This window comes from Stenotrophomonas sp. YJH_SMC_94-11 (genome assembly GCF_059370435.1).
Genome location: NZ_JCAFTR010000007.1, coordinates 140,904 through 163,478 on the forward strand (window position 1 = coordinate 140,904; position 22,575 = coordinate 163,478).

21 protein-coding genes are annotated in these 22,575 nt (G+C 66.3%); 8 read left to right on the forward strand and 13 right to left on the reverse strand.

The genetic code is table 11. The features are described 5' to 3' along the window. The first annotated feature begins 30 nt into the window (after positions 1-30). Complete coding sequence (locus tag AC5P74_RS13670; protein ID WP_053500038.1) at positions 31-1,107, forward strand: MBL fold metallo-hydrolase; 1,077 nt, start codon at positions 31-33, stop codon at positions 1,105-1,107. A gap of 27 nt (positions 1,108-1,134) precedes the next feature. Here AC5P74_RS13670 and AC5P74_RS13675 read toward each other — a convergent pair whose 3' ends face one another. Continuing rightward, complete coding sequence (locus AC5P74_RS13675) at positions 1,135-1,632, reverse strand: helix-turn-helix transcriptional regulator (RefSeq protein ID WP_346607506.1); 498 nt, start codon at positions 1,630-1,632, stop codon at positions 1,135-1,137. A 514-nt stretch (positions 1,633-2,146) separates the two neighbouring features. Here AC5P74_RS13675 and AC5P74_RS13680 point away from each other — a divergent pair. Next, positions 2,147-5,266, forward strand: coding sequence for a discoidin domain-containing protein (locus AC5P74_RS13680; RefSeq protein WP_346607507.1), 3,120 nt, complete (start codon positions 2,147-2,149; stop codon positions 5,264-5,266). 174 nt (positions 5,267-5,440) lie between these two features. Here the strand turns inward: AC5P74_RS13680 and AC5P74_RS13685 are convergent, their stop codons facing one another. The 9 genes from AC5P74_RS13685 to AC5P74_RS13725 form a co-directional block, all read right to left on the reverse strand. Beyond that, positions 5,441-6,418, reverse strand: coding sequence for an ABC transporter substrate-binding protein (locus tag AC5P74_RS13685; RefSeq protein ID WP_206620096.1), 978 nt, complete (start codon positions 6,416-6,418; stop codon positions 5,441-5,443). Between the two features lie 16 nt (positions 6,419-6,434). Next, positions 6,435-8,177, reverse strand: coding sequence for an ABC transporter permease subunit (locus tag AC5P74_RS13690; protein ID WP_080375078.1), 1,743 nt, complete (start codon positions 8,175-8,177; stop codon positions 6,435-6,437). Further along, positions 8,174-8,725 (reverse strand): GNAT family N-acetyltransferase, encoded by a 552-nt coding sequence (locus AC5P74_RS13695; RefSeq protein WP_206620097.1) that lies wholly within the window; start codon positions 8,723-8,725, stop codon positions 8,174-8,176. Before AC5P74_RS13695 ends, AC5P74_RS13690 begins: the two co-directional genes overlap by 4 nt. Next, positions 8,722-9,942, reverse strand: coding sequence for a M20 aminoacylase family protein (locus AC5P74_RS13700; RefSeq protein ID WP_346607508.1), 1,221 nt, complete (start codon positions 9,940-9,942; stop codon positions 8,722-8,724). Before AC5P74_RS13700 ends, AC5P74_RS13695 begins: the two co-directional genes overlap by 4 nt. 4 nt (positions 9,943-9,946) lie before the next feature. Then, a complete protein-coding gene (locus AC5P74_RS13705; RefSeq protein ID WP_346607509.1) occupies positions 9,947-11,290 on the reverse strand; it encodes an LLM class flavin-dependent oxidoreductase in 1,344 nt (447 codons plus the stop codon). A 19-nt stretch (positions 11,291-11,309) separates the two neighbouring features. Beyond that, positions 11,310-12,287: an MsnO8 family LLM class oxidoreductase gene (locus AC5P74_RS13710; RefSeq protein ID WP_005416278.1), complete on the reverse strand. Its 978-nt coding sequence runs from the start codon at positions 12,285-12,287 to the stop codon at positions 11,310-11,312. 14 nt (positions 12,288-12,301) lie between these two features. Further along, positions 12,302-12,664 carry a DUF3088 family protein gene (locus AC5P74_RS13715; RefSeq protein WP_065197036.1) on the reverse strand — a complete coding sequence of 121 codons (363 nt, stop codon included), beginning with the start codon at positions 12,662-12,664 and terminating at the stop codon, positions 12,302-12,304. Positions 12,665-12,820: 156 nt separating this feature from the next. Beyond that, a complete protein-coding gene (gene msuE / locus AC5P74_RS13720) occupies positions 12,821-13,402 on the reverse strand; it encodes an FMN reductase (RefSeq protein ID WP_053498382.1) in 582 nt (193 codons plus the stop codon). Between the two features lie 116 nt (positions 13,403-13,518). Beyond that, complete coding sequence (locus AC5P74_RS13725) at positions 13,519-16,095, reverse strand: TonB-dependent receptor plug domain-containing protein (protein ID WP_329842559.1); 2,577 nt, start codon at positions 16,093-16,095, stop codon at positions 13,519-13,521. Between the two features lie 337 nt (positions 16,096-16,432). Between AC5P74_RS13725 and ftrA the strand changes: the two genes are divergently transcribed. From ftrA to AC5P74_RS13740, 3 genes are all read left to right on the forward strand, one after another. Beyond that, positions 16,433-17,434 (forward strand): transcriptional regulator FtrA, encoded by a 1,002-nt coding sequence (gene ftrA / locus AC5P74_RS13730; RefSeq protein WP_329842558.1) that lies wholly within the window; start codon positions 16,433-16,435, stop codon positions 17,432-17,434. 94 nt (positions 17,435-17,528) lie between these two features. Next, complete coding sequence (locus AC5P74_RS13735; protein ID WP_329842557.1) at positions 17,529-17,972, forward strand: BLUF domain-containing protein; 444 nt, start codon at positions 17,529-17,531, stop codon at positions 17,970-17,972. 97 nt (positions 17,973-18,069) lie between these two features. Next, a complete protein-coding gene (locus tag AC5P74_RS13740; protein WP_329842556.1) occupies positions 18,070-18,537 on the forward strand; it encodes a chemotaxis protein CheW in 468 nt (155 codons plus the stop codon). A gap of 11 nt (positions 18,538-18,548) precedes the next feature. Here AC5P74_RS13740 and AC5P74_RS13745 read toward each other — a convergent pair whose 3' ends face one another. Both AC5P74_RS13745 and AC5P74_RS13750 read right to left on the reverse strand, forming a co-directional pair. Beyond that, complete coding sequence (locus tag AC5P74_RS13745; RefSeq protein WP_329842555.1) at positions 18,549-19,052, reverse strand: hypothetical protein; 504 nt, start codon at positions 19,050-19,052, stop codon at positions 18,549-18,551. Between the two features lie 93 nt (positions 19,053-19,145). Continuing rightward, positions 19,146-19,733: a TetR/AcrR family transcriptional regulator gene (locus AC5P74_RS13750; RefSeq protein ID WP_329842554.1), complete on the reverse strand. Its 588-nt coding sequence runs from the start codon at positions 19,731-19,733 to the stop codon at positions 19,146-19,148. Between the two features lie 233 nt (positions 19,734-19,966). Between AC5P74_RS13750 and AC5P74_RS13755 the strand changes: the two genes are divergently transcribed. The 3 genes from AC5P74_RS13755 to AC5P74_RS13765 are packed head-to-tail and all read left to right on the forward strand — an operon-like array spanning position 19,967 to position 21,209. Continuing rightward, a complete protein-coding gene (locus tag AC5P74_RS13755) occupies positions 19,967-20,422 on the forward strand; it encodes an SRPBCC family protein (protein ID WP_346607510.1) in 456 nt (151 codons plus the stop codon). Between the two features lie 11 nt (positions 20,423-20,433). Further along, positions 20,434-20,748: an ArsR/SmtB family transcription factor gene (locus AC5P74_RS13760; protein ID WP_005416268.1), complete on the forward strand. Its 315-nt coding sequence runs from the start codon at positions 20,434-20,436 to the stop codon at positions 20,746-20,748. Positions 20,749-20,750: 2 nt separating this feature from the next. Next, on the forward strand, positions 20,751-21,209 hold the full coding sequence (locus AC5P74_RS13765; protein WP_346607511.1) for an SRPBCC family protein: 459 nt from the start codon (positions 20,751-20,753) through the stop codon (positions 21,207-21,209). Between the two features lie 53 nt (positions 21,210-21,262). Here the strand turns inward: AC5P74_RS13765 and AC5P74_RS13770 are convergent, their stop codons facing one another. Further along, positions 21,263-22,522, reverse strand: a complete 1,260-nt coding sequence (locus AC5P74_RS13770) for an alpha/beta hydrolase family protein (RefSeq protein ID WP_329842548.1) — start codon at positions 22,520-22,522, stop codon at positions 21,263-21,265. Between the last annotated feature and the right edge of the window lie 53 nt (positions 22,523-22,575).

Consider the following 22,575-nt stretch of genomic DNA (forward strand, 5'->3'; position numbering starts at 1 on the left):
ACTGTGCAGTGTACCCAGCGGACGTCACCCATGAAGCGCCTGCTCCTTGTCCTCCTGCTCGGAATCCTCGCCGTGACCGCCTACACCTTCTGCAAATCCTGGTCCCTTCCCGACTTCCCCGATTCGCCGCAGTACCGTGATGGCAAGTTCCGCAATGCCCTGCCCCGTCCGGCGATGGGCCTGCGCGACGGCGCGGAGATCTGGTGGACGTTCCTGTTCAACAAGCCCAAGGGCACCGTGCCCGCGCACCCGATTCCGGTGAAGCCGCTGGACCGCGCCACGCTGGACGCCGCACCGGATCGCAGCCTGTTCCGGCTGGGGCACTCCACGATCCTGCTGAAGCTGCGTGGCCAGTACTGGCTGACCGATCCGGTGTTCTCCGAGCGCGCCTCGCCGGTGCAGTGGATGGGGCCCGCACGCTTCCATGCACCGCCGATCAGCATCGACGCGCTGCCGCCGATCGCCGGTGTGATCCTCTCGCACAACCACTATGACCACCTGGACCATGCCGCGGTCATGCAGCTGGCCGGCAAGACCGCGCGCTTCATTGCACCGCTCGGCGTCGGCGACCAGCTGATCGCGTGGGGGGTGGATGCGCGCAAGGTCGAGCAGCTGGACTGGTGGCAATCCACCGAAGCCAACGGCCTGCGCCTGACCGCGACCCCGGGCCAGCACTTCTCCGGCCGCGGGCTGGGTGACAGCGACCGCAGCCTGTGGGCTTCATGGGTGATCCAGGACGGTGACTTCCGCATTTTCTTCAGCGGCGACACCGGCTACTTCGACGGCTTCAAGGCCATCGGCGAGAAATACGGTCCGTTCGACCTGACCATGATCGAGACCGGCGCCTATGATCCACGCTGGGCATTTGTGCACATGCAGCCGGAACAGACGCTGCAGGCGCACCTGGACCTGCGCGGCAAGTGGCTGCTGCCGATCCACAACGGCACCTTCGACCTGGCCCTGCACGCATGGCAGCAGCCATTCGAACGCATCACCGCGCTGGCCGCTGCAAACAATGTTGCAGTGGCTACGCCGATGATGGGCGAAGCACTGGACATGCAGGCGCCGCAGGCAGGTACGCGCTGGTGGGAGACGGTGGAGCTGTAACGCGGTGGGCTCCAATTCTGGCCGCCGCTACGTCTTCGGGTGAAGCCTGCGCCCTTCCCGGGCCAGATTGATCTGTAGCGCAGCGGCAGCGAGCTCGGTCATTTCCGTCGTGACTTTCCCGCTGCCGCGCGCTCGCAGCCAACCGAGAATGTCGACGAGATGCCAGATCGAGGTCGAGCCGTCATGCACGGGGGACGGAAACGACTGCGGGTTGGCCAGCATGAGCTTTCGCATGTTCTGGCGCGACATTCCGAGCAGGTCTGCGACGTCAGTGAGCCCAACCAGATCGGGGCTCACTTCAACCAGTTCGGCACCGGGCACGGCCCGCTGCACATCGTCCAGCGCCGAACGCAGGGCAGCCCCTGCGCTATCTGCTTCGCGGCAGAACGCCAAGGCCAGCCGTCCCGGCAGCCCAAGGCCCACGAGCGCGTCGTCACAGCCGCCTTCGGCCAGGCGCTGCTCGAGGACACCGATTTCAATACCTGTGTCCGGCAAGCGGTACTTCACGGTGAAGTTGAATTCCATGATTGACCCCTTCGCTTCTGACGAAGCGTGATCTCATTGCTCACGACTGCAGTTCTCGACCACACGCCGCAAGGCCCTTGCATGATGGCTGCCGCTACGCGGTGTGCTCCAGATGCTCACGATGCAGAACTCCCCGCATCGGCAATCGGTGTCGTTGTAAGGGCAATACATCCGACCCCACGCATGGCCGCCCGCCATACGGAGCCTCCACCCACGATCCTCCGCGAACTGCAACGCCGCTTCGATGTCCTTGTCTGGATGACGCGCTCGAGACATTCCCTGTTCTCCATAGTCTGCACACGGCTCACATTGGTTGTCAAATGACAACTCACTTGAAAGAACTTTCGACGTGACCCTAGCCAATCCGCGCTACACGTCCAGAGCCACATCCGTCAGCCCTCCCGTGATGGCAGCGCCAGCGTCCAGCGGCGCTACAGTGCGTCATGTAACCGATTACATCCCTTGCTAGCGTAGCGCTCGCCCGATTCCGGCCGAACCTGCGAGGCTGTCCGTAATGACGTTGCGCGCCGAACGCTCCAAGGTCTCCACACCGCTTTTTCAATTGCGCCCTGCTGCGGCCTTACTGTTGGCCGCCCTGGCCTCCAGCGCACAGGCACAGACCCTTCCACCGCGCAGCCAATGGCAGGCCAGCAGTTCCTCGCAGCAGGTGCCGGCGATGGCGATCAGCCACCTGATCGACGGCAACCCGAAGACCGTCACCGGCGGCGCCTTCAGCCCCGGCCACTGGTTCCAGATCGATCTGGGCGCGCCCACCCTGCTGGCCGGCGCCCGCCTCATCTGGGACGTATCGAACCCGGAAGGCTATTCACTGCAGACCTCAATGGATGGCAGGCAGTGGCAGACCGCGTACACGATGGCCGATTCGCTGGGCGATGTGGAAACGCTGTACTTCGCGCCGCGCCAGGCGCGCTACCTGCGGCTGGCCAGCCCGCAGCGCACTTCCGATTGGGGCGTGTCGATCTTCGAGATGGAGCCGCTGGACAGCACGCTCAGCGCACGCATCAGCGGTATCGATGCAACGCAGGCAGCGGCGCTCTGGCAAGGCGGCGGCGCCGTCGCGATGCCGGCCGGGGCAAATGGATCGCATACGTTCGAGATCACGCTGCCGCAGGCCCAATCAACGGCTGGCCTGGTGGTCGACTGGGGCGATGGCGCACGAGGCGCCGCCCGACTACAGGCGCAGGATGCACAGGGCCGTTGGCAGGACCTCGCACACGATGCACAGGCGGCCAGTCACCGGCAAAGCTGGCTGGCCGCCACTGCAGCACAACCATTGCGTGCTTTCCGCCTGAGCGTGGACGGCGCTGCGCCACGGATCGCACGCCTGCGCCTGCTCGGCCCGAAAGCCGTGATGACGCCGATGAAGCAGTATCAGATCGTCGCCAGCGGCGCCCAGCGCGCGTTGTTCCCGGCCTCGCTGCAGATGCAGCAGACCTACTGGACGGCCGTGGGTGTGCATGCAGGACGACAGAAATCGATCTTCGACGAGTACGGCAATCTGGAAGCGTTCAAGGGTGCGCCGCTGGTACAGCCCATCTGGCGCAATGCCGATGGCCAAACCGCCGGCGCCGCCGGGCAGGCCATGCAGCATGCCCTGCGCGACGGCTGGAAGCCGATGCCCTCTGCCACCTGGTCACCGCAACCCGGCCTGCAGCTGCGCAGTGAAGTATTCGCCATTGAGCGCGATGGCCAGCCGGTGACCTTCCTGCGGCATCGCCTGCACAACACCGGCAGCACCCGGATCGATGGCACGCTCAGCCTGGTGGTGCGCCCGATGCAGATGAATCCGCCGTGGCAGAACGGCGGGCTGTCCCCGATCCGCGAGGTGGCCATCGATGGGCAGGCCCTGCGTATCAATGGGCGCACGCTGCTGCAGTCGCTTACTCCAGTGACCGCATCCGGCGCGGCGCCATTCGGCAAGGATGGCGCAACGGAGATCACCGCGACCCTCGCTGCCGGCCAGCTGCCTTCCACGCAACAGGTGCGTGATGATCAGGGGCTTGCCTCGGCTGCATTGAACTACCGCGTCTCGTTGGCGCCGGGAACCAGTGATGCCGTCGTGGTCGCGTTCCCGTTGGGCACCGCCGCCGCCGATGCCAATGGCGTGCTGCCCGAAGCGCCTGCGCTGGATCTGACCACGCTGCCCCACGATGCCAATGCGGCGTTTGATTCACTGGCCACGCAGGCGTCTGCAGACTGGCAGGCACGGCTGGGCCAGGTCGGCCTGCGCCTGCCCGATCCGTCGCTGGTGGACATGCTGCGCGCGCAGGCCGCCTACATGCTGATCAACCAGACCGGTCCAGCCATGCAGCCCGGCCCGCGCAACTACAACCGTTCCTTCATCCGCGACGGCATGGCCACCTCGGCGGTGCTGCTGCGCATGGGGGAAGCCCGCGTGGCGCGCGACTACCTGGCCTGGTACAGCGAGCACGGCGTGCATCCCAACGGCCTGGTCTCACCGATCCTCAACGACGATGGCAGCGTCAACACCGGCTTTGGATCAGACATCGAGTACGACAGTCAGGGCCAGTACGTCGCGCTGGTGGCCGATGTCGCGCGCCTGGACGGCGGCCCCGAGTCTGTGCGTGGCTATCTGCCGAAGGTGAAAGCGGCGCTGCGCTTCCTGCAGGAACTGCGCGAACGCACGCTGGTGCCCGGTTACAAGGCTGACCAGCCTTCGCCGGAACGGTTCGCGGGCATTCTTGCGCCGTCGATCAGCCATGAGGGCTACCCGTCGCCCACCCACAGCTATTGGGATGACTATTGGGGCCTGAAGGGCTGGCACGACGGTGCCTGGCTGGCCGAATCGCTGGGCGACCACGAGACCGCAGCCTGGGCGCGCGAACAATACAAGCTGCTCTACGACGCACTGCATGCCTCGATCCGGGCGACGATGGCGTGGAAGGGCATCGACTTCATTCCCTCCTCGGCCGACCTGGGCGATGGCGATCCCACCGGCGTTTCGATCGCACTGGACCCGACCGGTGCGCAGAGCGTGTTGCCTGCAGATGCGTTGCGGACCACCTTCGCCCGCTATCTGGAGGACGTGCGCAAGCGCAGCCACCCCGGTGCGCTGTATGCGTACACACCGTACGAGATCCGCAACGTGCTGAGTTACGTACACCTGGGCCAGCCGCACGTCGCCGATGAGCTGCTGCAGGGGCTGCTGCATGACCGGCGCCCGCTTCAGTGGCAGGTGCTGGCCGAGGTCGTGCACTCACGCCTGCGCTTTCCTCGCTACCTGGGCGACATGCCGCACACCTGGATCGGTGCCGAATACGGCCGCACGCTGTTCGGCATGCTGATGCGCGAAGACGATGATGCGCTCTCGCTGCTGCCGGGCACGCCCCCCTCGTGGGTGGCGGGCGATGGATTGGCGGTGGAACGCCTGCCCACCGCGTACGGCACGTTGCAGATGCAGGCACGGCAACGCGACGGCACGCTATCGATCACGCTGGGCAAGGGCCTGCGCAGTGGGACGGCGGTGAAGGTCTGGTGGCCGGCGCGGACGATGCCGAAGACCGTGCGTGTGGATGGGCGCAACGTTACCGCGTTCGATGCGGAGGGCGTGCGCCTGGCAAGACCATTCAGAACGCTGGAGGCGCGTTGGTAGAGCAGCCGAGCATGGCTCGGCTCTACGGAAAGCAGACTCCACCAGTAGATCCACGCCATGGGTGGATGCTCCTGCAGAGTCGAGCCATGCTCGACTCATCGCGCACCGCGCGAACTGCAGCCGAGCATGGCTCGGCTCTACAGAAGCAGCTGTAGCGCCGGGCCACGCCCGGTGTCATTGCAGCGTCGGCAACCCCGGCGGATTGGTCTGCGATTGCGGCACCGCCTCCTCGGCCACGTTCCAGCGCGCCAATGCCTGCGCATAGGTGCCGCTGCCGATCTGGGTGTTCAACGCCTGCGTCACCGCATCGGCCAGGCCGCTGCCCTTGCGCGTGGTCACCGAGATCGCCGCAGCGTTCGGCCAGCCACCGGGGAACAGGCCCACGCGCCGCACCTTGCCATCGCGTGCCGAGTAGGCGCCGGTGGCATTGGGCTCGAACGAGACATCGGCGCGGCCAGTGATCACCGCCAAGCGGCCGACCACGGCGTCGTCGAAGTACTGGTACTCCACCGGCTTCAGCCCGGCCGCGATGTTCTGCCGGTCCCACTGCCGCAGGATCTGGTCCTGGTTGGTGCTGGCACCCACCACCACCTTCAGCCCGGCCACATCAGCGGGCTTTTCGATCTTCTGGATGGGCCCGTCGCTGCGCGTGTAGATGCCCAGAAGATCGTAGCGGTAGCTGGAGAAGTCGAACTTCTTCTTGCGCTCTTCGGTCACCGTAACGTTCGACAGCACCGCATCGTACTTGCCCGATTCCAGCCCCAGCGGCCAGTCCGCCCACGCGACCGGCACGATCACCAGCTTCAGGCCCAACGCATCGGCGATCAGCCGCGCGATGTCCGGCTCGATGCCGACCACGTCCTTGCTGTCGGCGCCGTAGTCGGCCAGCGGCAGCTGCCCCGGATGGGTGGCCACGGTAAACGCACCCGGGGTGACGAACTGATAACCGGCGGGGATCAATGCCTTCGCCTTCGGGTCGAAGGTGCCCTTCAGGACGGCCGTGTTCGCGCCGGCCAGGCTGGTCGCGGCCACGGTGCCTGCATCCGGTGCCTGGCGCACGCGCGAGTAGACGATACCGGCAATGCCGATGACCAGCACCGCCACGATCAACAGGGTGCTGCGCGAGGGACGACGCGATGCTGCACGACTCATGGTGCTCCTTCCGGGGTTACAGGGTCTTGGCCAGGAAATCGGCCGTGCGTTGCTGGCGCGGCTGCTCGAACACGGCGTCGGGCGTGCCCTGCTCGATCACCCGGCCCTGGTCCATCATCACCACGTGGTCGGCCACGCGGCGGGCGAAGCTCAGCTCGTGGGTGACGATCACCAGCGTGGTGCCGGAGCGGGCCAGCTCCTCGATCACACTGAGCACTTCGGCCACCAGTTCAGGGTCCAGCGCAGAGGTGGGTTCGTCGAACAGCAGCACCTTCGGTTGCAGCGCCAGTGCGCGGGCAATCGCGATGCGCTGCTGCTGGCCACCGGACAGCTGGCGCGGGAAGGCATCGGCCTTGTCGGCCAGGCCGACCCGCTCCAGCAGCGTGCGCGCCTGTTGTTCGGCCTGCGCACGTGGCACGCCACGCACCGCGATCGGTGCCTCGATGATGTTCTCCAGCGCGGTCAGGTGCGGGAACAGATTGAAGCCCTGGAACACCATGCCCACCTCGGCACGCCGACGGCGGATCTCACGCTCGGGCAGTTCGTACAGGGTTTCACCGTCACGGCGGTAGCCGATCAACTGGCCGCCGACGGTCACGTAGCCGCTGTCGGCACGCTCCAGGTGGTTGATCAGCCGCAGCAGCGTGGACTTGCCTGCGCCCGATGGGCCGATCAGCACCGTCACGCTGCCGGCGCGCAGGTCCAGGTTCACATCCTCCAGCACCGGCTGGTCGCCAAACACCTTGCCCACGCCGTGCAGCGACACCGCCGCGCCCTCGCCGGCATCCACCTGCGCGGCGATGCGCGGGCGGTTGACCACGCGCGGTGCGGCATCACTCTGCACGCGCGGCGATGACACGCGCGATGCCGAGCGCTCGCGCTGCAGTTGGCCGCGCGCGAAGCGCTGCTCGACGCGCCGTTGCAGCAGTGAAAGTACGGTCAGGATCACCAGGTACCAGACCGTGGCCACCATCAGCAGCGGCACCACTTCCAGGTTACGGCGGTAGATCACCTGCACGGTGTAGAACAGCTCCGGCAGCGCCAGCACGTAGACCACCGAAGTGCTCTTGGCCAGGCCGATCACATCGTTGAACGCGGCCGGCAGGATCGAGCGCATCGCCTGCGGCAGGATGATGCGGCGGACTTGGCGGCCACGTGGCAGGCCCAGCGCGGCCGCGGCCTCGTACTGGCCGTGGTCAACCGACAGGATGCCGCCCCGGATCACTTCGGCCGAGAACGCGGCCTGGTTCAGGGTCAGGCCCAGCACCGCGGCAGTGAACACACCGATCAGCTGCGTGGTCGGGTACGAGAACAGGTTGATGCCGGTGAACGGCACGCCCAGCTCGATGGTGCTGTACAGGTAGCCCAGATTGTTCAGCAGCAGCAACAGCACCAGCAGCGGGATCGAGCGGAACAGCCACACGTAGCCCCACGACACCGCCGACAGCAGCGGCGAACCGGAGACGCGGGCCAACGCCAGCAAGGTGCCCAGCGCGAAACCGAGGCCAGTACCGAGCGCGGTCAGCAGCAGCGTGCGGCCCAGGCCCTCAAGCACCGGGCGCGCGAAGAACCATTCGGCAAAAGTGCCCCAGCCCCAACGCGGATTGCCAAGTACTGATTGAAGGCCGATCAGGATCAGCGCGAGTGCCAGCACCGTACCAACCCCCTGCAGTGGATGCCGGGCCGGCACGATCTTCAATTCGGGCGCTGGCGCAGGACGCGCAGTGATTCCCTCAAGCGCAGACGACGGTGTACTCATGCATGGGCCCCGTGCAGCACGGCCTGCGACGACGAAAGCACTGGCGCCGGTTGCCCAAGGTGCTTCTCGAAGGGCAGGTGCGCGACGGTTTCCGGATCTGCATCCAGATCGAACAGCGCGGTGTAGCCATGACTGAGGTACAGGCCGACAGCTTCGGGCTGGCGGAAGCCGGTGGTCAGGAACACACGCCGATAGCCTTGGCGTGCCGCCTGTTCTTCCAGTTCCTGAAGCACGCGCCGCGCGATGCCCTGGCGTCGCAACCCCGGCAGCGTCCAGATGCGCTTGAATTCGGCGGTGTCTGGATCGCGGTGCGGCATGAAGGCGCCACCAGAGATCGCCACACCGTCGCGCAGCAACAGTACGAAGGCCCCTACCGGCGCCGCGAAGGCCTGCGCCGGATAGCGCTGCAGCTCCTCGCGGGCGCTGCCACCGATGCGTCGGCGCACGTCGGCGTAACGGCGGTCGTACTCTTGTTCCAGGCCATCGAACAGCGGCCGCGCCAGCGGGTCATCGACCGAGGTATAGAGGAAGCGTTCGTTGTTGCTCATGCCACGTCCTTCACCAGGTAGTCTTCGGCCAGCCGCGCCCACAGGCTGGCAGCGGGTGCAATGGCGGCGTCGTTGAACACATAGCGCGGGCTGTGCAACGGTGCACTGTCGCCGTTGCCGACGAACACGAAGCTGCCGGGTCGCGCCTGCAGCAGGAAGGCAAAGTCCTCGCTGGCGGTGCGCGGTGCGAAGCCGGGCACCACCTGTTCGGCGCCGAAGCACTGCACCGCCACCTTGCGGGCATAGGCCGTCTGTTGCGGGTGGTTGATCACGCTGGGGAAGCCGCGCGGGAATTCAATCTCGGCGCGCGCGCCGAACGCGGCGGCGGTCTGCTCGGCAAGTTCCGTGACCCGGCGTCGCAGCGTGTCGCGCACCTCGGGCAGGTAGGCGCGCACGGTCAGCTTCAGCTCGACCACGTCCGGAATCACATTGGCAGCCTGCCCACCGTGGATTGAGCCGACGGTGACCACGCCCATCTGCCGCGGATCGACATTGCGCGACACCACGCTCTGCAGCGCGGTGACGATGTGCGCTGCCGCCAGGATCGGATCCACGCTGCCCTGCGGCTCGGCACCGTGGCCGCCCTTGCCGATTACCTTCAGCCGCGCCCAGTCCACCGACGCCATCGCCGGGCCATCGACGAAGCCGAAGTGGCCGACGGGTACGCCGGGCCAGTTGTGCAGCCCATAGATCGCATCCACCGGGAAGCGCTCGAACAGGCCGTCGGCAAGCATCTTCGATGCACCCGAACCGGTTTCTTCCGCAGGCTGGAACACCAGCTGCAGGGTGCCGTCGATATTGCCGTGATGGGCCAGATAGTGCGCAGCGGACAGCAGGATCGCGGTATGCCCATCGTGGCCGCAGGCATGCATCAGGCCCTCGGTCTGGCTGACGTAGGCCAGGCCGGAGTCCTCGCGGATCGGCAGCGCATCGATGTCGGCACGCAGGCCCAGGCGACGGCTTCCCTGCCCGCGCTGCAGCGTGCCGACTACGCCGGTGCCGCCGAGGCCGGTGGTGACCTCATAGCCCCATTGCTGCAACAGCTCGGCCACGCGGGCACTGGTGCGATGCTCCTCGAAGGCCAGCTCCGGGTGCCGGTGCAGATCATGACGAATCGCGATGGCCGCCTCGGCGCGTGCCGCGATCTCCGGCACTATGCCGCTGGTTGGGGAATTCCGCCGGGCGTGGCCCGGCGCTACCGCAGTTTCTCCGCTCATCGCCCTACCCCACCTTCCGCGCCGGTTCGGCGTCGGTCGCATGGCGGCTGGCCTTGTACGGCAGACCCAGATGCTCGCGCAGGGTCTGTCCTTCCAGCTCGCGCTGGTGGTAGCCGCGCGCCTGCAGGATCGGCAGCACCTGGGTCACGAAATCGTCCAGGCCCTCGCGCTGCGCGGCAAAGCCGAGAATGAAGCCATCGCTGGCACCGGCATCGAACCAGCGGATCAGCTCATCGGCCACGTGCTCCGGCGTGCCGATGAAGTTCGGTCGCGGGCTCACCGCTTCCAACGCCACCTGGCGCAGGCTCAAGCCCTTCTCACGCGCATCCTGCTTGATGCGGTCGGTGGTGGAACGGAACGAGTTGCTGCCGATGTCACCCAGCTCCGGGAACGGTGCATCCGGGTCGTACTGGCTGAAATCGTGGTGATCGAAGAAGCGCCCCAGGTACGCCAGCGCATCCTCCAGCGTGGCCAGTGCGGCGATCGCCTGGTACTTGGCTTCAGCCTCCTCGGCAGTACGGCCGACGATGGGGCCGATACCCGGGAAGATCTTCACGTCATTGCCGCTGCGGCCATGCGCGATCGCCGAGTTCTTCACCTTCTGGGTGAACGCGCGGGTTTCTTCCAGCGACGGCGAATGAGTGAACACCGCGTCGGCATACTTGCCGGCCAGCGCGATGCCGTCGTCGGACGAACCGGCCTGGAAGATCACCGGCTGGCCCTGTGGCGAACGCTGGATGTTGAGCGGCCCTTCCACCTGGAAGAAGCGGCCCTTGTGGTCGAGGCGGCGGAACTTTTCCGGCGCGAAGAACGTACCGCTGTCGCGCTCGCGCACGAAGGCGTCGTCGTCCCACGAATCCCACAGCCCCTGCACGACGTCCAGGTACTCATCGGCGATCTGGTAGCGCAGCGCGTGCTCCGGATGCGGCCGGCCATAGTTGCGGCCCGAACCCTCCAACGGCGACGTCACCACGTTCCAGCCGGCGCGGCCGCCGCTGAGCAGATCCAGCGAGGCGAACTGGCGGGCCACGGTGAACGGATCGCTGTAGGAGGTCGACAGCGTGCCGGCCAGGCCGATCTTCTTCGTTGCCGTGGCCAGCGCCGACAGCAGCGAGATCGGCTCGAAGCGGTTGAGGAAGTGCGGGATCGACTTCTCGTTGATGTACAGGCCGTCGGCCACGAAGCCGAAGGCGATGCCGTTGTCCTCGGCCGTGCGCGCGATGTCGCTGTAGAACTGCAGGTTGACGCTGGCATCAGCCGGATTGGACGGATGCTTCCAGGCATGCATGTGGCTGCCGGGGCCCTGCAGCATGATGCCGAACGGAATGTGGCGCGGGGTCGTGCTCATTGGGGATCGCTCCTGCAGGTCAGGCCACCGCCGCGCGCGGCGCGGGCGACAGCAGTTCGAGGGATGTCAGGCGTGCGTCGAGATCGGCCACCGGCGCGTCGAGGATGAATTCACCCACGCCGAAGCGTCGGTGCAGCGCATCCAGTTCGCCGCGTACCTGTTGCGCATCGCCGGACAGCACGCTTGGCCGTGTTTCCTCGATGCGGAAGTCCGCCACACCTACCTGGCGTGCATACTCGGCAGCCGCCTCGGGGCTGGGCAGGTTCACCGTCTGCCCCGGGCCAAGATGCAGCTTGTAGACGCGCAGCGCGCCGATATGGCGTGCGGCTGCTTCGGCAGTCGGAGCGGCGAAGGCCACCGTGGCCAGCAACGGCGGTTGCGTGGAGACACCGCGGTAGGCGTCGAACGCGGCCTCGATGTGTTTCGGGTCGCCATCAAAGTGCGCGGCATACACGAAGCGCCAGCCGAGCTCGGCCGCCTGCTGCGCACTCTGCGGGCTGGCACCGAGCAGGAAGCGCTCCGGCGCCTGCTGTGGAATCGGACGCGCCAGCGCCTCGGTTGCGGCACCGGACAGATAGCCCTCCAGGTCGCGCAGCTGCTGGTCGAAATCGGCGAATGCCGGGCGTCCCGCCGCCAGCGCGGCGGTCGATGCTGGCAGGCCACCGGGCGCCTTGCCCACGCCCAGATCCACGCGCCCCGGTGCCAACGCCGCCAGCAGGTTGAAGCTCTCGGCCACCTTGTACGGCGCATAGTGGCGCAGCATCACCCCGCCACTGCCGATGCGGATGCGACGGGTCTGCGCCAGCACCCAGGCGGCCAGCACTTCCGGCGCCGGGCTGGCAAGCGCCGGCGCGGCATGATGCTCGGCAAACCAGTACCGGTGATAGCCCAGCTGCTCGGCACGCTGCGCCAACTGCAGGCTGTTGCGCAGCGCCTGCTCTGGCGAGGCGCCTTCAGCCACGGGGCTCTTGTCCAAGACGCTGATCAGATAGCTCAAGGTCGTGTCCTCGCTCAGGGGTGGGCCACGGGAATGCCAAGCAATCCGTTCAGCGCAGCCAGGATCGGCTCGGCACCGGAGATGTACTGGCGGTCCTGATGCGCGCCACTGGCCAGCTCGCTGCGCACGCCCTGCGGCAGCACCAGCTTGGGCAACGACTGGTCCTGCTCGCCGATCTCGGCGATCACCTCGCGGCGTGGCCGCGCGAAACCGATGCGACGTACGTCCAGCTGCGCGTCGAGGCCATCGATGCTCGACAGCGCCCCTTCCAGCAACAGGCTGTGCCGGCAGAAGAAGCGCTGGCCGGGAATCTGTCCGTCCTCGAACTCGCGGTCGAGCAGGAACAGGATGGGTTTGCTTGCTGCGTCCAACGCCACGGGAGTGTCCTCATCAGGGCCGGCAATGCGATGCCGCTTCGATTTCGATGCTAGGGATGCCGGTGCTTGCGGTGGCGATGCCAGGCGACAATCGGCGGTCGGATCCGGCCACGCAGATGCGCCTTGGCCATATGCAAAGCGCCGCCGGTTATGGCATCAGGCGATGCGTCGCAGCGGCGCCGCTACCGCCAGCGCCTGCGTAGCCAGATGCCCGGCCGCCCGCTCGGTCGCCAGCGCGATGCGGGCCTGCAACGCTGCACTGTTGAGGTGCTCGCCATCAAAGTCGGCCGGCGTGGCATACACCCCGATCGGCAGCGTGTGCGCCTGCAGGAAACTGAACAACGGCCGCAGCTGATGGTCGATCACCAGTGCATGGCGCTCGCTGCCACCGGTCGCCGCCAGCAGCACCGGTGTATCCACCAGCGCCTCCAGCCCGATGAAGTCGACCAGGTGCTTGAACAGCCCCGGATACGAACCGCGATGCACCGGCGCGGCCACCACCAGCAGTTCAGCGGTCTCGATGGCCTGCAGCGCCTGTTCCACCGCCGGCTCCACTTCATCGCGCGACAGCGACTGCCCCACTGAGCGCGCGATCGGCGCCAGCTCCACCAGCTCCACGCTGGCGTGCACCCGCTGCTGCAACGACGCCAACAGGTGCCGCACCAGTAGCAACGTACGCGACGTCGCCGAGCTGGTCGGTGACCCCACCACTGCAACCACCCTCAATGCAGAAGACATGAACTGCTCCTCGATGATGCCGAACCCCGTCCGGCCGCCTTTCGCGTTCTGAAGAGCCGAGCCATGCTCGGCTGCATTCGCCTTTGTAGAGCCGAGCCATGCTCGGCTGCTCCACATCAGAACCGGTAATTGATCCGCCCGTACCAGAACGCCCCGATCCGGCTCAGCACGTCGCCCGAATCCCACGTCGTCTCGATGCTCGCCACATCGGTGGCACTGCGCGCGTACGCCGGCACCTTGCGCGTGCGCTTGTCGAACACGTTGTTGATGCCCAGCGCCGCACTCCAGCCCGCACCCAGTTCCACCGCACCGGAGAGATTGGTCAACAGCACCGGCGGCTGCTTGTACTCCACGCCGTTGTTCAGGCGCTTGATCGGGCCGTAGTAGGTGAAGTCGACATTCGAGCGCCAGCGCCCGTTCTGCCAGCCCAAGCCCGCCACCTGGGTGTAGCTGGGCGTGCGGAAGCGCAGCGCGTACTCGCTGGACTTGGTCAACAGGTTGATGTTGGGCAGCCCCTGCAGCGCCGGCGGAATATCACTGATCTTCCGGATCGTGGTGCGGCCGACGTTGGCCGCGTAGCTCCAGCGCAGCTTGCCCCACGCGGTTTCCTGGTTCGCTTCCAGGGTCAGCTCGACGCCACGGGTACGGGTATTGCCCACGTTGGTGAAGTAGCTGGCATAGAACGCATCACCCGGCAGGATGCTGATGCCGGCCGACCCCAGCAGTGCATCGATGGTGTTCTTCTGCGCTGCGCTCAGCACCGTGCCGCTGTTGTCGGTGATGCGCGTCGGATCCTGTGCGTTGTAGCCGATCTGGCTGGACTGCCCGAGCTGGCCACGGATATCGATCTGGTACGCATCCACGGCCAGGTGGAAGGCCGGGCTCGGATCCCAGGTCACGCCGAGGCTGTAGTTGGTCGCCTTCTCCGGCTTCAGCGGTGTGGCACCCAGTGCGACCGCCGCCGGCGAAGACACCTGCGCCACCAGCGTGGTACCGCACGGGCAGCTGCCGGTGGCCTGGTAGAACTGCGCGCCCAGGCTGGGCGCATGGAAGCCGTTGCTGACCGTAGCGCGCACACCCAGCGCATCGGTGAAATCGAAGCGGGTGGTCAGGCGGCCGGTCGAGACACTGCCGAAGTCGGAATGGTCTTCCCAGCGCGCGGCCGCATCCAGATACCAGCGTGAGGTGATGTTGGCGGCCGCACCCACGTACACCGCCTTGCTGTTGCGGGTGGCCTTCACCGCGTCCGCAGTGGAATAGCCGACGAACGCTGCAGCACCAAAGCCGGTGTACGACTCCCACTGCCCCGCCCCGCGCTCGTACTGTTCATGCTGGTACTCGGCACCTGCGCTCACTTCCAGCGGCGAAGCGAATGCCACCACCTCGAAGCCACGGCGCAGGTCGAGGTTGGCGATGCCCTGCTGGTAATCCAGCTTGCCATCATAGAAATCAGTGGGCGAACCGGGGTACGGCAGCGAGTAGTTCACCGAGTTGCGGGTATAGGTGCGTACCGTGCTGCGGTTGCCGGTCAGGCTGGCGTCGTAATCCCAGCCCGCGATCTGGCCTTTCACACCTGCGGTGCCGGTGTACTGCTTCTCCTTGGTTTCCAGCACCGGCAGGAAGCCATCGGGAAACACGCTCAGCACACCCGGCGCCTTGTAGGTGGTGAAGATGGTCGCCGGCAGGCGGAAATTCTGGATCGCCTGCGCGGTTCGATCACTGGCGGTGGCATTGGCGTAGAACTGGGCGCTCTCGCCCAGACCATGGCCCACGTTCACCGCAAACGCCTTCAGCGCATACGATGGCGAACTGAGGATGGTGTTGGCCTCGGCATCGCGGTTGGCCTCGGCCGGGTTCGGCGATGCGCCGGCCGGCAACCGGTTGTTCGGTCGCAGCGCGACCAGATTGCCGTTGGCATCCACCACCGGATAGCTCAGGTAGCCATCGATGTAACGGCGGGTACGGATCGCGTGGTGCTGCCGCGTGGTCTCGCCCGACAGGTTGACGAAGCCATCGGCGCCCCACGGCAGGCCCACGTTGGCACGCACGCTGGTGCGCGAGCCATCGCCATCAATGCTCTGCCCGCTTTCCACGGCGAGCTCGCCACCGTGCGCCTGCGATTTCAGGATCACGTTGACCACGCCGGTGATCGCGTCCGAACCATAGATGGCCGACGCGCCATCACGCAGCACTTCCACGTGGTCGATCGCCGAGACTGGAATCAACGCCAGGTCTGCCCAGGCATGGCCGGGGAAACCGCCGCCGTTGGCCCCGCTCACATAGGCACTGGCATTGCGGCGCTTGCCGTTCACCAGCACCAGCGTGTAGCCCGGCGAGAGATTGCGCAGCTGGTAGCCACGGATCAGGCTCTCCTGGTCGCTCTGGTAGCCACCGATCTGGCTGAGCGACGGCAGCGCGCGTTGCAGTGCTTCCAGCAGGTTGGCCTGGCCGGTGGCGGTGAGGTCTTCGGCCGAGATCACATCGATCGGCGTGGAGCTGTTCTTCACCGTACGCGTGCTGGTGCGCGAACCGGTCACCACCACCGCATCCAGCGTGGACGCTGCCACGTTGGCCGTCGCAGCGGTGGCAGCAGGATCTGCATCGGCGTCAGCCGCATGGCCAGGCGATGCAGCCAGAACGCTGGCGATCAGGACGGCGAGAGTGTTCAGCACAGGGGCATGGGCGGCAGGCATGGGGACTCGTGGGAGTGGGCCGGAAACACGCTTCCATTCAAGGGCCTGTTCACCCACCGCGACAGGCGCGATCGCGTCACCCAGCCGTAACATCCGGCCACCCACATGACCGCTGGTAATGAGGTTAGGCGGCATTGCCGGTGCACTGCTGTCTGTAGAGCCGAGCCCACGCTCGGCTGCTCTACGCGACGGCGTCAGATGCATCCCCCTGCCGGTACTGAGCCGAGCGTGGGCTCGGCTCTACAAGAGGGGAGCGACCGCTCCATATGCCTGGCAGGCATCACCTCATGCCCGCGCACCACGCAGCCCCACGCATCTCCACCCGTAGCATCAAGCCATGCCCAGCCCACCCGCCGATCCCACCGCGCCGCTCGTCACCATCGTCGCCTGCCACGGCCAGGGGCTGTTCGAGTTCGGTTGTGCGGTTGGCCTGTTCGCACCGGTGCGGCCAGAACTGGGCGTGGCCTGGTACCGCACCCAGCTGTGCGCGGGTGAACCCGGTGCACTGCGCATGCTCGGCAATGTGCAGGTGCAGCTGCCCTACGATCTCCGCACTGTTGATGACGCCGACATCATCGTCATTCCCGGATGGCGCGAACCCAGCGAACGCCCGCCGCAGGCACTGCTCGATGCACTCATCCGCGCCCACGCCCGTGGCGCACGCATCGCTTCGATCTGCTCTGGCGCCTTCGTGCTGGCCTGGGCCGGGCTGCTCGATGGCCGCCCGGCCACCACCCACTGGCGCCTCACCGAAGCGCTGGCACGCGACTTTCCGCGCATCGATGTGCGCGAAGACGTGCTGTACGTCGATACCGGCAACGTCATCACCTCGGCCGGCTCGGCCACCGGCATGGACATGATGCTGCACATGGTGCGCAAGGATTACGGCGCGCGCGTGGCCAATCTGGTGGCCGAACGGCTGGTGCTGGCGCCATGGCGTGATGCCGAACGCAGCCAGCGTGTCAGCCGGGCCATTCCCAATGGCGAGCCCTCGCGTCTGGCAAAACTGATGGAATGGATACGCCGCAACCTGCGCGAGCCGCACTCGCTGGGCAGTCTTGCCGAGCAGGCCGCGCTCAGCCAGCGCACGCTGCAGCGGCAGTTCCTGGAAGCCACCGGCCTGTCACCCATCGACTGGCTGATCCGCGAGCGCGTGGCATTCGCCCGCGAGCTGCTGGAAACCACCGACCGGCCGCTGCAGTGGATTGCCGAGCAGGCCGGCTTTGGTTCGCAGGAGTCGTTCCGCCGGCACTTCCGCGGCCAGGTGGACGCCAGTCCTGCCGAGTACCGCAACCAGCACCGCAGCGGTCTCGGTGCCGACCGCCTGGTGGGCTGTTGACCCGGTGCGCTGTGCCAGGCGTGGCGTGAGCAAAGCCTCACGACGGTGCGGGCTTGCGTGCGTATAGTGACGTGCGTCACAAGAAGCCCCTTCCATGCTCCATGCATTTGCTTACTCCAGCCGCATGTCGGCTGGGCTGTCCAATCAAGCCCTCCGCCAGATCATCTCGCAATCTGCCGCGTTCAATCGCCGGGTGGACATTACCGGTGCGCTGATCGTCGACGGGCAGCGGTTTTTCCAATACATCGAAGGCCCGCCCGACGGCCTGGCGGCGGTCAGGCGCCGCATCCAGGACAGCCGTTCGCACGCCGCCATCGCCCCCGTGCTGGACATGGCAATCGGCGCACGCGCCGTACCCTACTGGGCGATGACCTGCATCGAGACCGGACAGATCGTGGTATCCGGCTTGGTGAATGCGCGCTGGGACGAGTTCGGCCACGCCATCCCGGGCATGGACCAGCTCGTCGGCCTGCTGCGTCCGCACTTTCCGCGCATCTGCCCGCTCAGTGCCCACCATGCGTCCGTCGGATCCAGCTGAACCGCCGCCTTGCGCGCGTACTCCCACGCGGCCGCGTGCTCCCTGCACACGTCATCATTCAAGCCGCGTTACCCATCGTTCCTGCCAGATCCACAGCATGCCTGTACCCGCTCAACCTTCAACGGAAACACGTGCCTCGCCCGCCGAGTTGTTCGAGGTCGTCGTCCTGCGTGCAGGCACGGCCCTGTTCGCGATCGACGTACAGGTAGCCGTGGAAATACGCGGCCCCGAGACCTTCGGCCCTGCAGACCCGCATGGCAGGCGGAACCTGGAGGTACGAGGGCAGCCATTGCCGGTGGCCGACCTGCGCAGGCTCAGCGGGCAACCGGCATTCGATGGCAGCAGCCCAGCCATGCTGCTGATCACCGCCGGCACTGCAACCCTGGCGCTGGCGGTAGATGAAGTGCTGGAGATCGAAACACCGGACGCATCTCCAGACGCAGCCTCGCCGGCCCAGGGTCGACCGTTCAACTTCTGCATCCGGCACGTTCGGGTGGATGCCACACGTTCGGCTGCGCTGATCGAACCCCAGTCGCTGCTGGCTGCGCTCGCGGTGCGGGACTGAGGCGCCTCTGCTCAAGGGCGCCTGCTGCGAACCGTTTGAAACCGCATGCGCCAGCACTGCGCGGCAAAGCCGATCACAAACACCACCGCCAATCCCAGCAACGTGTGCAGCACCACCGGTGCCATCGGCGCAGCCGCAATGGGATGGTTCACCGGCAACCGTGTCAGCGTTTCATTCACGCCTGGCACCAGCGACAGCAGGAAGCTGAAAGACAGCGCAAATGTCGACACGTAGCGCGCTGCTCGACCCAGCCAGCGCAGCCGGGTGGCCAGCACGCCGCCGAACGCCACCAGCAGCACGATCACGCCGAACGCATGGCCTGGATTGAGCCCACCCGTGCTGGAGACGGTCAATGACGTAGCGACCGACAGCACCAATCCCAAAAGGTACAGCTTGCCCGAGCGTATGGCGGGGTCGATGGCACGATGGCAAATGAAGGCATACAGGCCGGTGATAACCGGTACCAGGCTGACGGCCGTGTGGATCAAGCCCAACGTGGACAGAGAGTGCGACATGGAACATCTCCAGGGATTGAGTGAACCTACTAGTAGGTAGGTTATTGATTCAAAAAAGAAGGCCTACGTTGCCGCAGGCCCACCACACATCCATCAGGCAGCCGCGCTCACCCGCGCGATGGCCAGCCGTGCCAGCGCAGCAAACGTCGCCGCGTCACCGAAGCCGCGCGCCGCAAGCATCGCGCCATGCACCGATGACATGAACGCCCTGGCCTCATCGGCCGCCGAGCCCTGCAATTGCAGTTGGCCCATGGCAGCGCCCTTTTCCAGCGTGAGCGCCAACCAGCCGCTCAAGTCCTCGAAATGCCCGCGTACTTCATCGGCAACCTCCGCTGGGATCATCGGTGCCTCGGCCGCCAGCATCGCGCAGATGCAGAACGAGGACGTGCCACCGGCGATACAGCTCGACCAGTAGTCCACATAAGCGTTGAGCTCCTGCAGCGGGTCGCCCAGCTGCCGGTCCAGGAGCGCCAGGCCTTCGCGCGCCTCGGCCCGGTACAGCTCAACCACCGTGCGCACCAGGTCTGCCTTGCTGGGGAAGTGGTGATGGATGCTGGCCTTGCTGATGTTCACCCGCGCCGACACGTCGGCGTAGCTGAAGCCGTTGTAGCCACCGGCCTCCAGCAGCGAACGGGCGTGGGCCAGGATCTCCTGGGCCTTGGGCGAGAGCGGCTCTTTCATGCCGTCAACCTACTAGTAGGTTGGCTGCCTGTCAACTAGCCGCGGCCGGGTGGGCAGCATCTGGTAGTGCCGGCCGCTGGCCGGCAACTGCACGCACCCAACTCCACCGGGATGCCGGCCAGCGGCCGGCACTACCAAACCCGGGCATTCGTGGCGGGTTTTGACATGCAGGTATTTACCTGCATATAGTCCACTCAAGGGCGGCGCCTGCCGGCCCATGCGAGGAACCTGCAATGGTGGATATCGCACACCGGGTCGGCATCAAGGCCCCCGCAAGCCAGGTGTATCAAGCACTGGCCACCCCCGAAGGCGTGGCGGCCTGGTGGGCTGAAGAAACCCACGGCGACCGCGATGTCGGCGGCACGGTCAAGGCGCGTTTCACGAGCAACGGCCAGGAGATCGGCGCCATGGAAATGAAGCTGGAACAGCTCATTCCTGGCCAGCTCGTGCTCTGGCAGTTCCTCGCCGGTCCTGCCGAATGGATAGGTACCCACGTGCGCTTCGCGCTGAAGCAGGAGGGCGACTACTGCATCGTCCTGTTCACCCACGAAGGCTGGAAGGAACGCGTCGAGTTCACCTCCCACTGCAGCACCAAGTGGGCGGTCTTCCTGCTGAGCCTAAAGGCCTTGCTGGAAACCGGCAAGGGTCAGCCCAATCCACACGACATCAGGATCGACAACTGGAACTGAAGACGCCCAGCATGAATGCAGACAAGGTGTTCAAGGCACTGGCCGACCCCACGCGTAGAACGCTGCTGGACCTGCTTTGCGAAGACAACGGCCAGACCCTGGGCCAGCTCTGCGAACACCTGGACATGGCCCGGCAATCGGTCACCCAGCACCTGGGCCTGCTGGAAGACGCCAACCTGATCAGCACCGTACGCCGTGGCCGCGAGAAGCTGCACTTCATCAACCCGGTGCCGCTGCATGAGGTCTATGAGCGCTGGGTACGCAAGTTCGAGCAGCAGCGCCTGAGCCTGCTGCATGACCTGAAACGCGAACTGGAAGGAGAATGACGATGTCCGCAGAGACCACCCGCTTCATCCACGTGATCTACATCGCGTCCACGCCACAGAAGGTGTTCGAGGCCATCACCCGCCCCGAGATCGCCAGCCGCTACTGGGGCCACGAAAACGTCTCGGACTGGAAGCCGGGCTCGCGCTGGCAGCACGTGCGTGCAAATGAAACGCGCTCGGTCGAGCTGGTCGGCGAAGTGGTGGAAAGCACCCCGCCCTCGCGGCTGGTCATCACCTGGGCCGCCGCCTCGCAGGCCGACAACCCGGACGCCTACAGCCGGGTCACCTTCGAGATCGTGCCCTACCAGGACATGGTGCGGCTGACGGTTACCCATGAGGAACTGGAACCGGGCAGCGGCATGGATACCGGCATCCGCCAGGGCTGGCCGATCGTGCTGTCGAGCCTGAAGTCGCTGCTGGAGACCGGCAAGGGATTGGATGTGTTTGCGAAGCCGAGCTGAGTCGTGCCGCTATCGGCGGCGGAGCGCCATCCGCCGCCTGCGCCACCATCCGCTCAATCGCTCACTGTGCGCGCGCGCCCGTATTGTCCGTGCACATCCTGCTTGATCCAATCCGCCAGCAGGCGCAGATAGCCGTCGGTGATCCGCGTCGACACGCGGTTGCCCTCGGCATCGGTGCGGAACTCGACCATGCCATGGTCGGTGTCGGGGAACAGGTAGGTCTCGATCGGCTGTCCTGACGCGCGCAGGCGCGACAGGATCGAACGCGTGGCGGCAATCGGCGCGGCGCGGTCCTGCTCGGCCAGCACCCACAGCAACGGCACCTTCAGGCGGCGCAGCGCGGCCTCGGCGTCGTAGTCCCAGATCAGCTCCAGGTTGTCGAAGCGCGCACGACCGATCCTGCGCAGGTCAGCGTCACTCATGCGCAGCATGTCGCCGCTGTATTCGCCACTGATCGTCTTTGCCCACGGCGCAGCACCCACCTGCGCACGCACCCGGGCCAGTGCTTCGTAGCCCTGGCTGAAATGCGTGCGCATCAGCTGCGCGCTCGCATCCGATAGCTGGCCGACCTGCTTCATCGCCGCTGCATCCAGCTGCATGCGGCGCGCCTCGTCGAACAACTGCTCGCGGTCCTCCTCGATCGGTGACACCACCAGCCCGAAACCGATCGCCACGAAATCCGCCTGCGAGCGCGTCGCCGCCAGCGGCGCGATCCAACCGCCCTGGCTACCACCGAAGTACCCGGCCCGACCGAAACGCCCCGCCGCCAGCTCACGTGCCTTCGCCAAGGCCGCCGCCGCATCGTCAGCCAGCAGCTCGAAGTTCTGCGTGTACTCGCCTTCCGAATCGCCGGTGCCACGCTTCTGGTAGGCAAACACCGAGATCCCCTGCGCCACCAGCATGCGTTGGTAGATCGCCGCCACCGCCATCGTGCGTTCCGAGCCGTGCACCAGCACCACCAGCGGCCGCGTCGGGTCGGCCGGGCCAGCCGGCTCGATCAACTGCCCGACCAGCCTGGTTCCCGCACTGATGAAGGTCGCATCGGTATCGCGGGTCTGCAGTCGCTGCCAGCGCTGCGCGGCTCCCGCAGACGACCTGAAGCTGACCACATCGCCGCTGCAGCTCACAGGTGTGTTGGCATCGCCTGTGGCACCACGTCGCCCGTCCAGCATCAGATAACGCTGCCCCTTGGCCGGTGCCGCAGCGGGTGCGCCCAGCACCACGATGTTGCCCTGCCCGTCACCGTAGGCGCTGGCCGTGCACAACGCAGTGGCTGCAGCGGGCAGCGCCGCAGACAGAAGTACCGCCGTCAACAACAGGTTTGTTCCCATCAGTGCCTCGGACCTCCGTCGAAGTGTGCTGCCCA

Coding starts and splice junctions, on each gene's coding strand:
- AC5P74_RS13670 (WP_053500038.1), top strand. CDS start 31: ATGAAGCGCCTGCTCCTTGTCCTCCTGCTCGGAATCCTCGCCGTGACC.
- AC5P74_RS13675 (WP_346607506.1), bottom strand. CDS start 1,632: ATGGAATTCAACTTCACCGTGAAGTACCGCTTGCCGGACACAGGTATT.
- AC5P74_RS13680 (WP_346607507.1), top strand. CDS start 2,147: ATGACGTTGCGCGCCGAACGCTCCAAGGTCTCCACACCGCTTTTTCAA.
- AC5P74_RS13685 (WP_206620096.1), bottom strand. CDS start 6,418: ATGAGTCGTGCAGCATCGCGTCGTCCCTCGCGCAGCACCCTGTTGATC.
- AC5P74_RS13690 (WP_080375078.1), bottom strand. CDS start 8,177: ATGAGTACACCGTCGTCTGCGCTTGAGGGAATCACTGCGCGTCCTGCG.
- AC5P74_RS13695 (WP_206620097.1), bottom strand. CDS start 8,725: ATGAGCAACAACGAACGCTTCCTCTATACCTCGGTCGATGACCCGCTG.
- AC5P74_RS13700 (WP_346607508.1), bottom strand. CDS start 9,942: ATGAGCGGAGAAACTGCGGTAGCGCCGGGCCACGCCCGGCGGAATTCC.
- AC5P74_RS13705 (WP_346607509.1), bottom strand. CDS start 11,290: ATGAGCACGACCCCGCGCCACATTCCGTTCGGCATCATGCTGCAGGGC.
- msuE (WP_053498382.1), bottom strand. CDS start 13,402: ATGTCTTCTGCATTGAGGGTGGTTGCAGTGGTGGGGTCACCGACCAGC.
- AC5P74_RS13725 (WP_329842559.1), bottom strand. CDS start 16,095: ATGCCTGCCGCCCATGCCCCTGTGCTGAACACTCTCGCCGTCCTGATC.
- ftrA (WP_329842558.1), top strand. CDS start 16,433: ATGCCCAGCCCACCCGCCGATCCCACCGCGCCGCTCGTCACCATCGTC.
- AC5P74_RS13735 (WP_329842557.1), top strand. CDS start 17,529: ATGCTCCATGCATTTGCTTACTCCAGCCGCATGTCGGCTGGGCTGTCC.
- AC5P74_RS13740 (WP_329842556.1), top strand. CDS start 18,070: ATGCCTGTACCCGCTCAACCTTCAACGGAAACACGTGCCTCGCCCGCC.
- AC5P74_RS13745 (WP_329842555.1), bottom strand. CDS start 19,052: ATGTCGCACTCTCTGTCCACGTTGGGCTTGATCCACACGGCCGTCAGC.
- AC5P74_RS13750 (WP_329842554.1), bottom strand. CDS start 19,733: ATGAAAGAGCCGCTCTCGCCCAAGGCCCAGGAGATCCTGGCCCACGCC.
- AC5P74_RS13755 (WP_346607510.1), top strand. CDS start 19,967: ATGGTGGATATCGCACACCGGGTCGGCATCAAGGCCCCCGCAAGCCAG.
- AC5P74_RS13760 (WP_005416268.1), top strand. CDS start 20,434: ATGAATGCAGACAAGGTGTTCAAGGCACTGGCCGACCCCACGCGTAGA.
- AC5P74_RS13765 (WP_346607511.1), top strand. CDS start 20,751: ATGTCCGCAGAGACCACCCGCTTCATCCACGTGATCTACATCGCGTCC.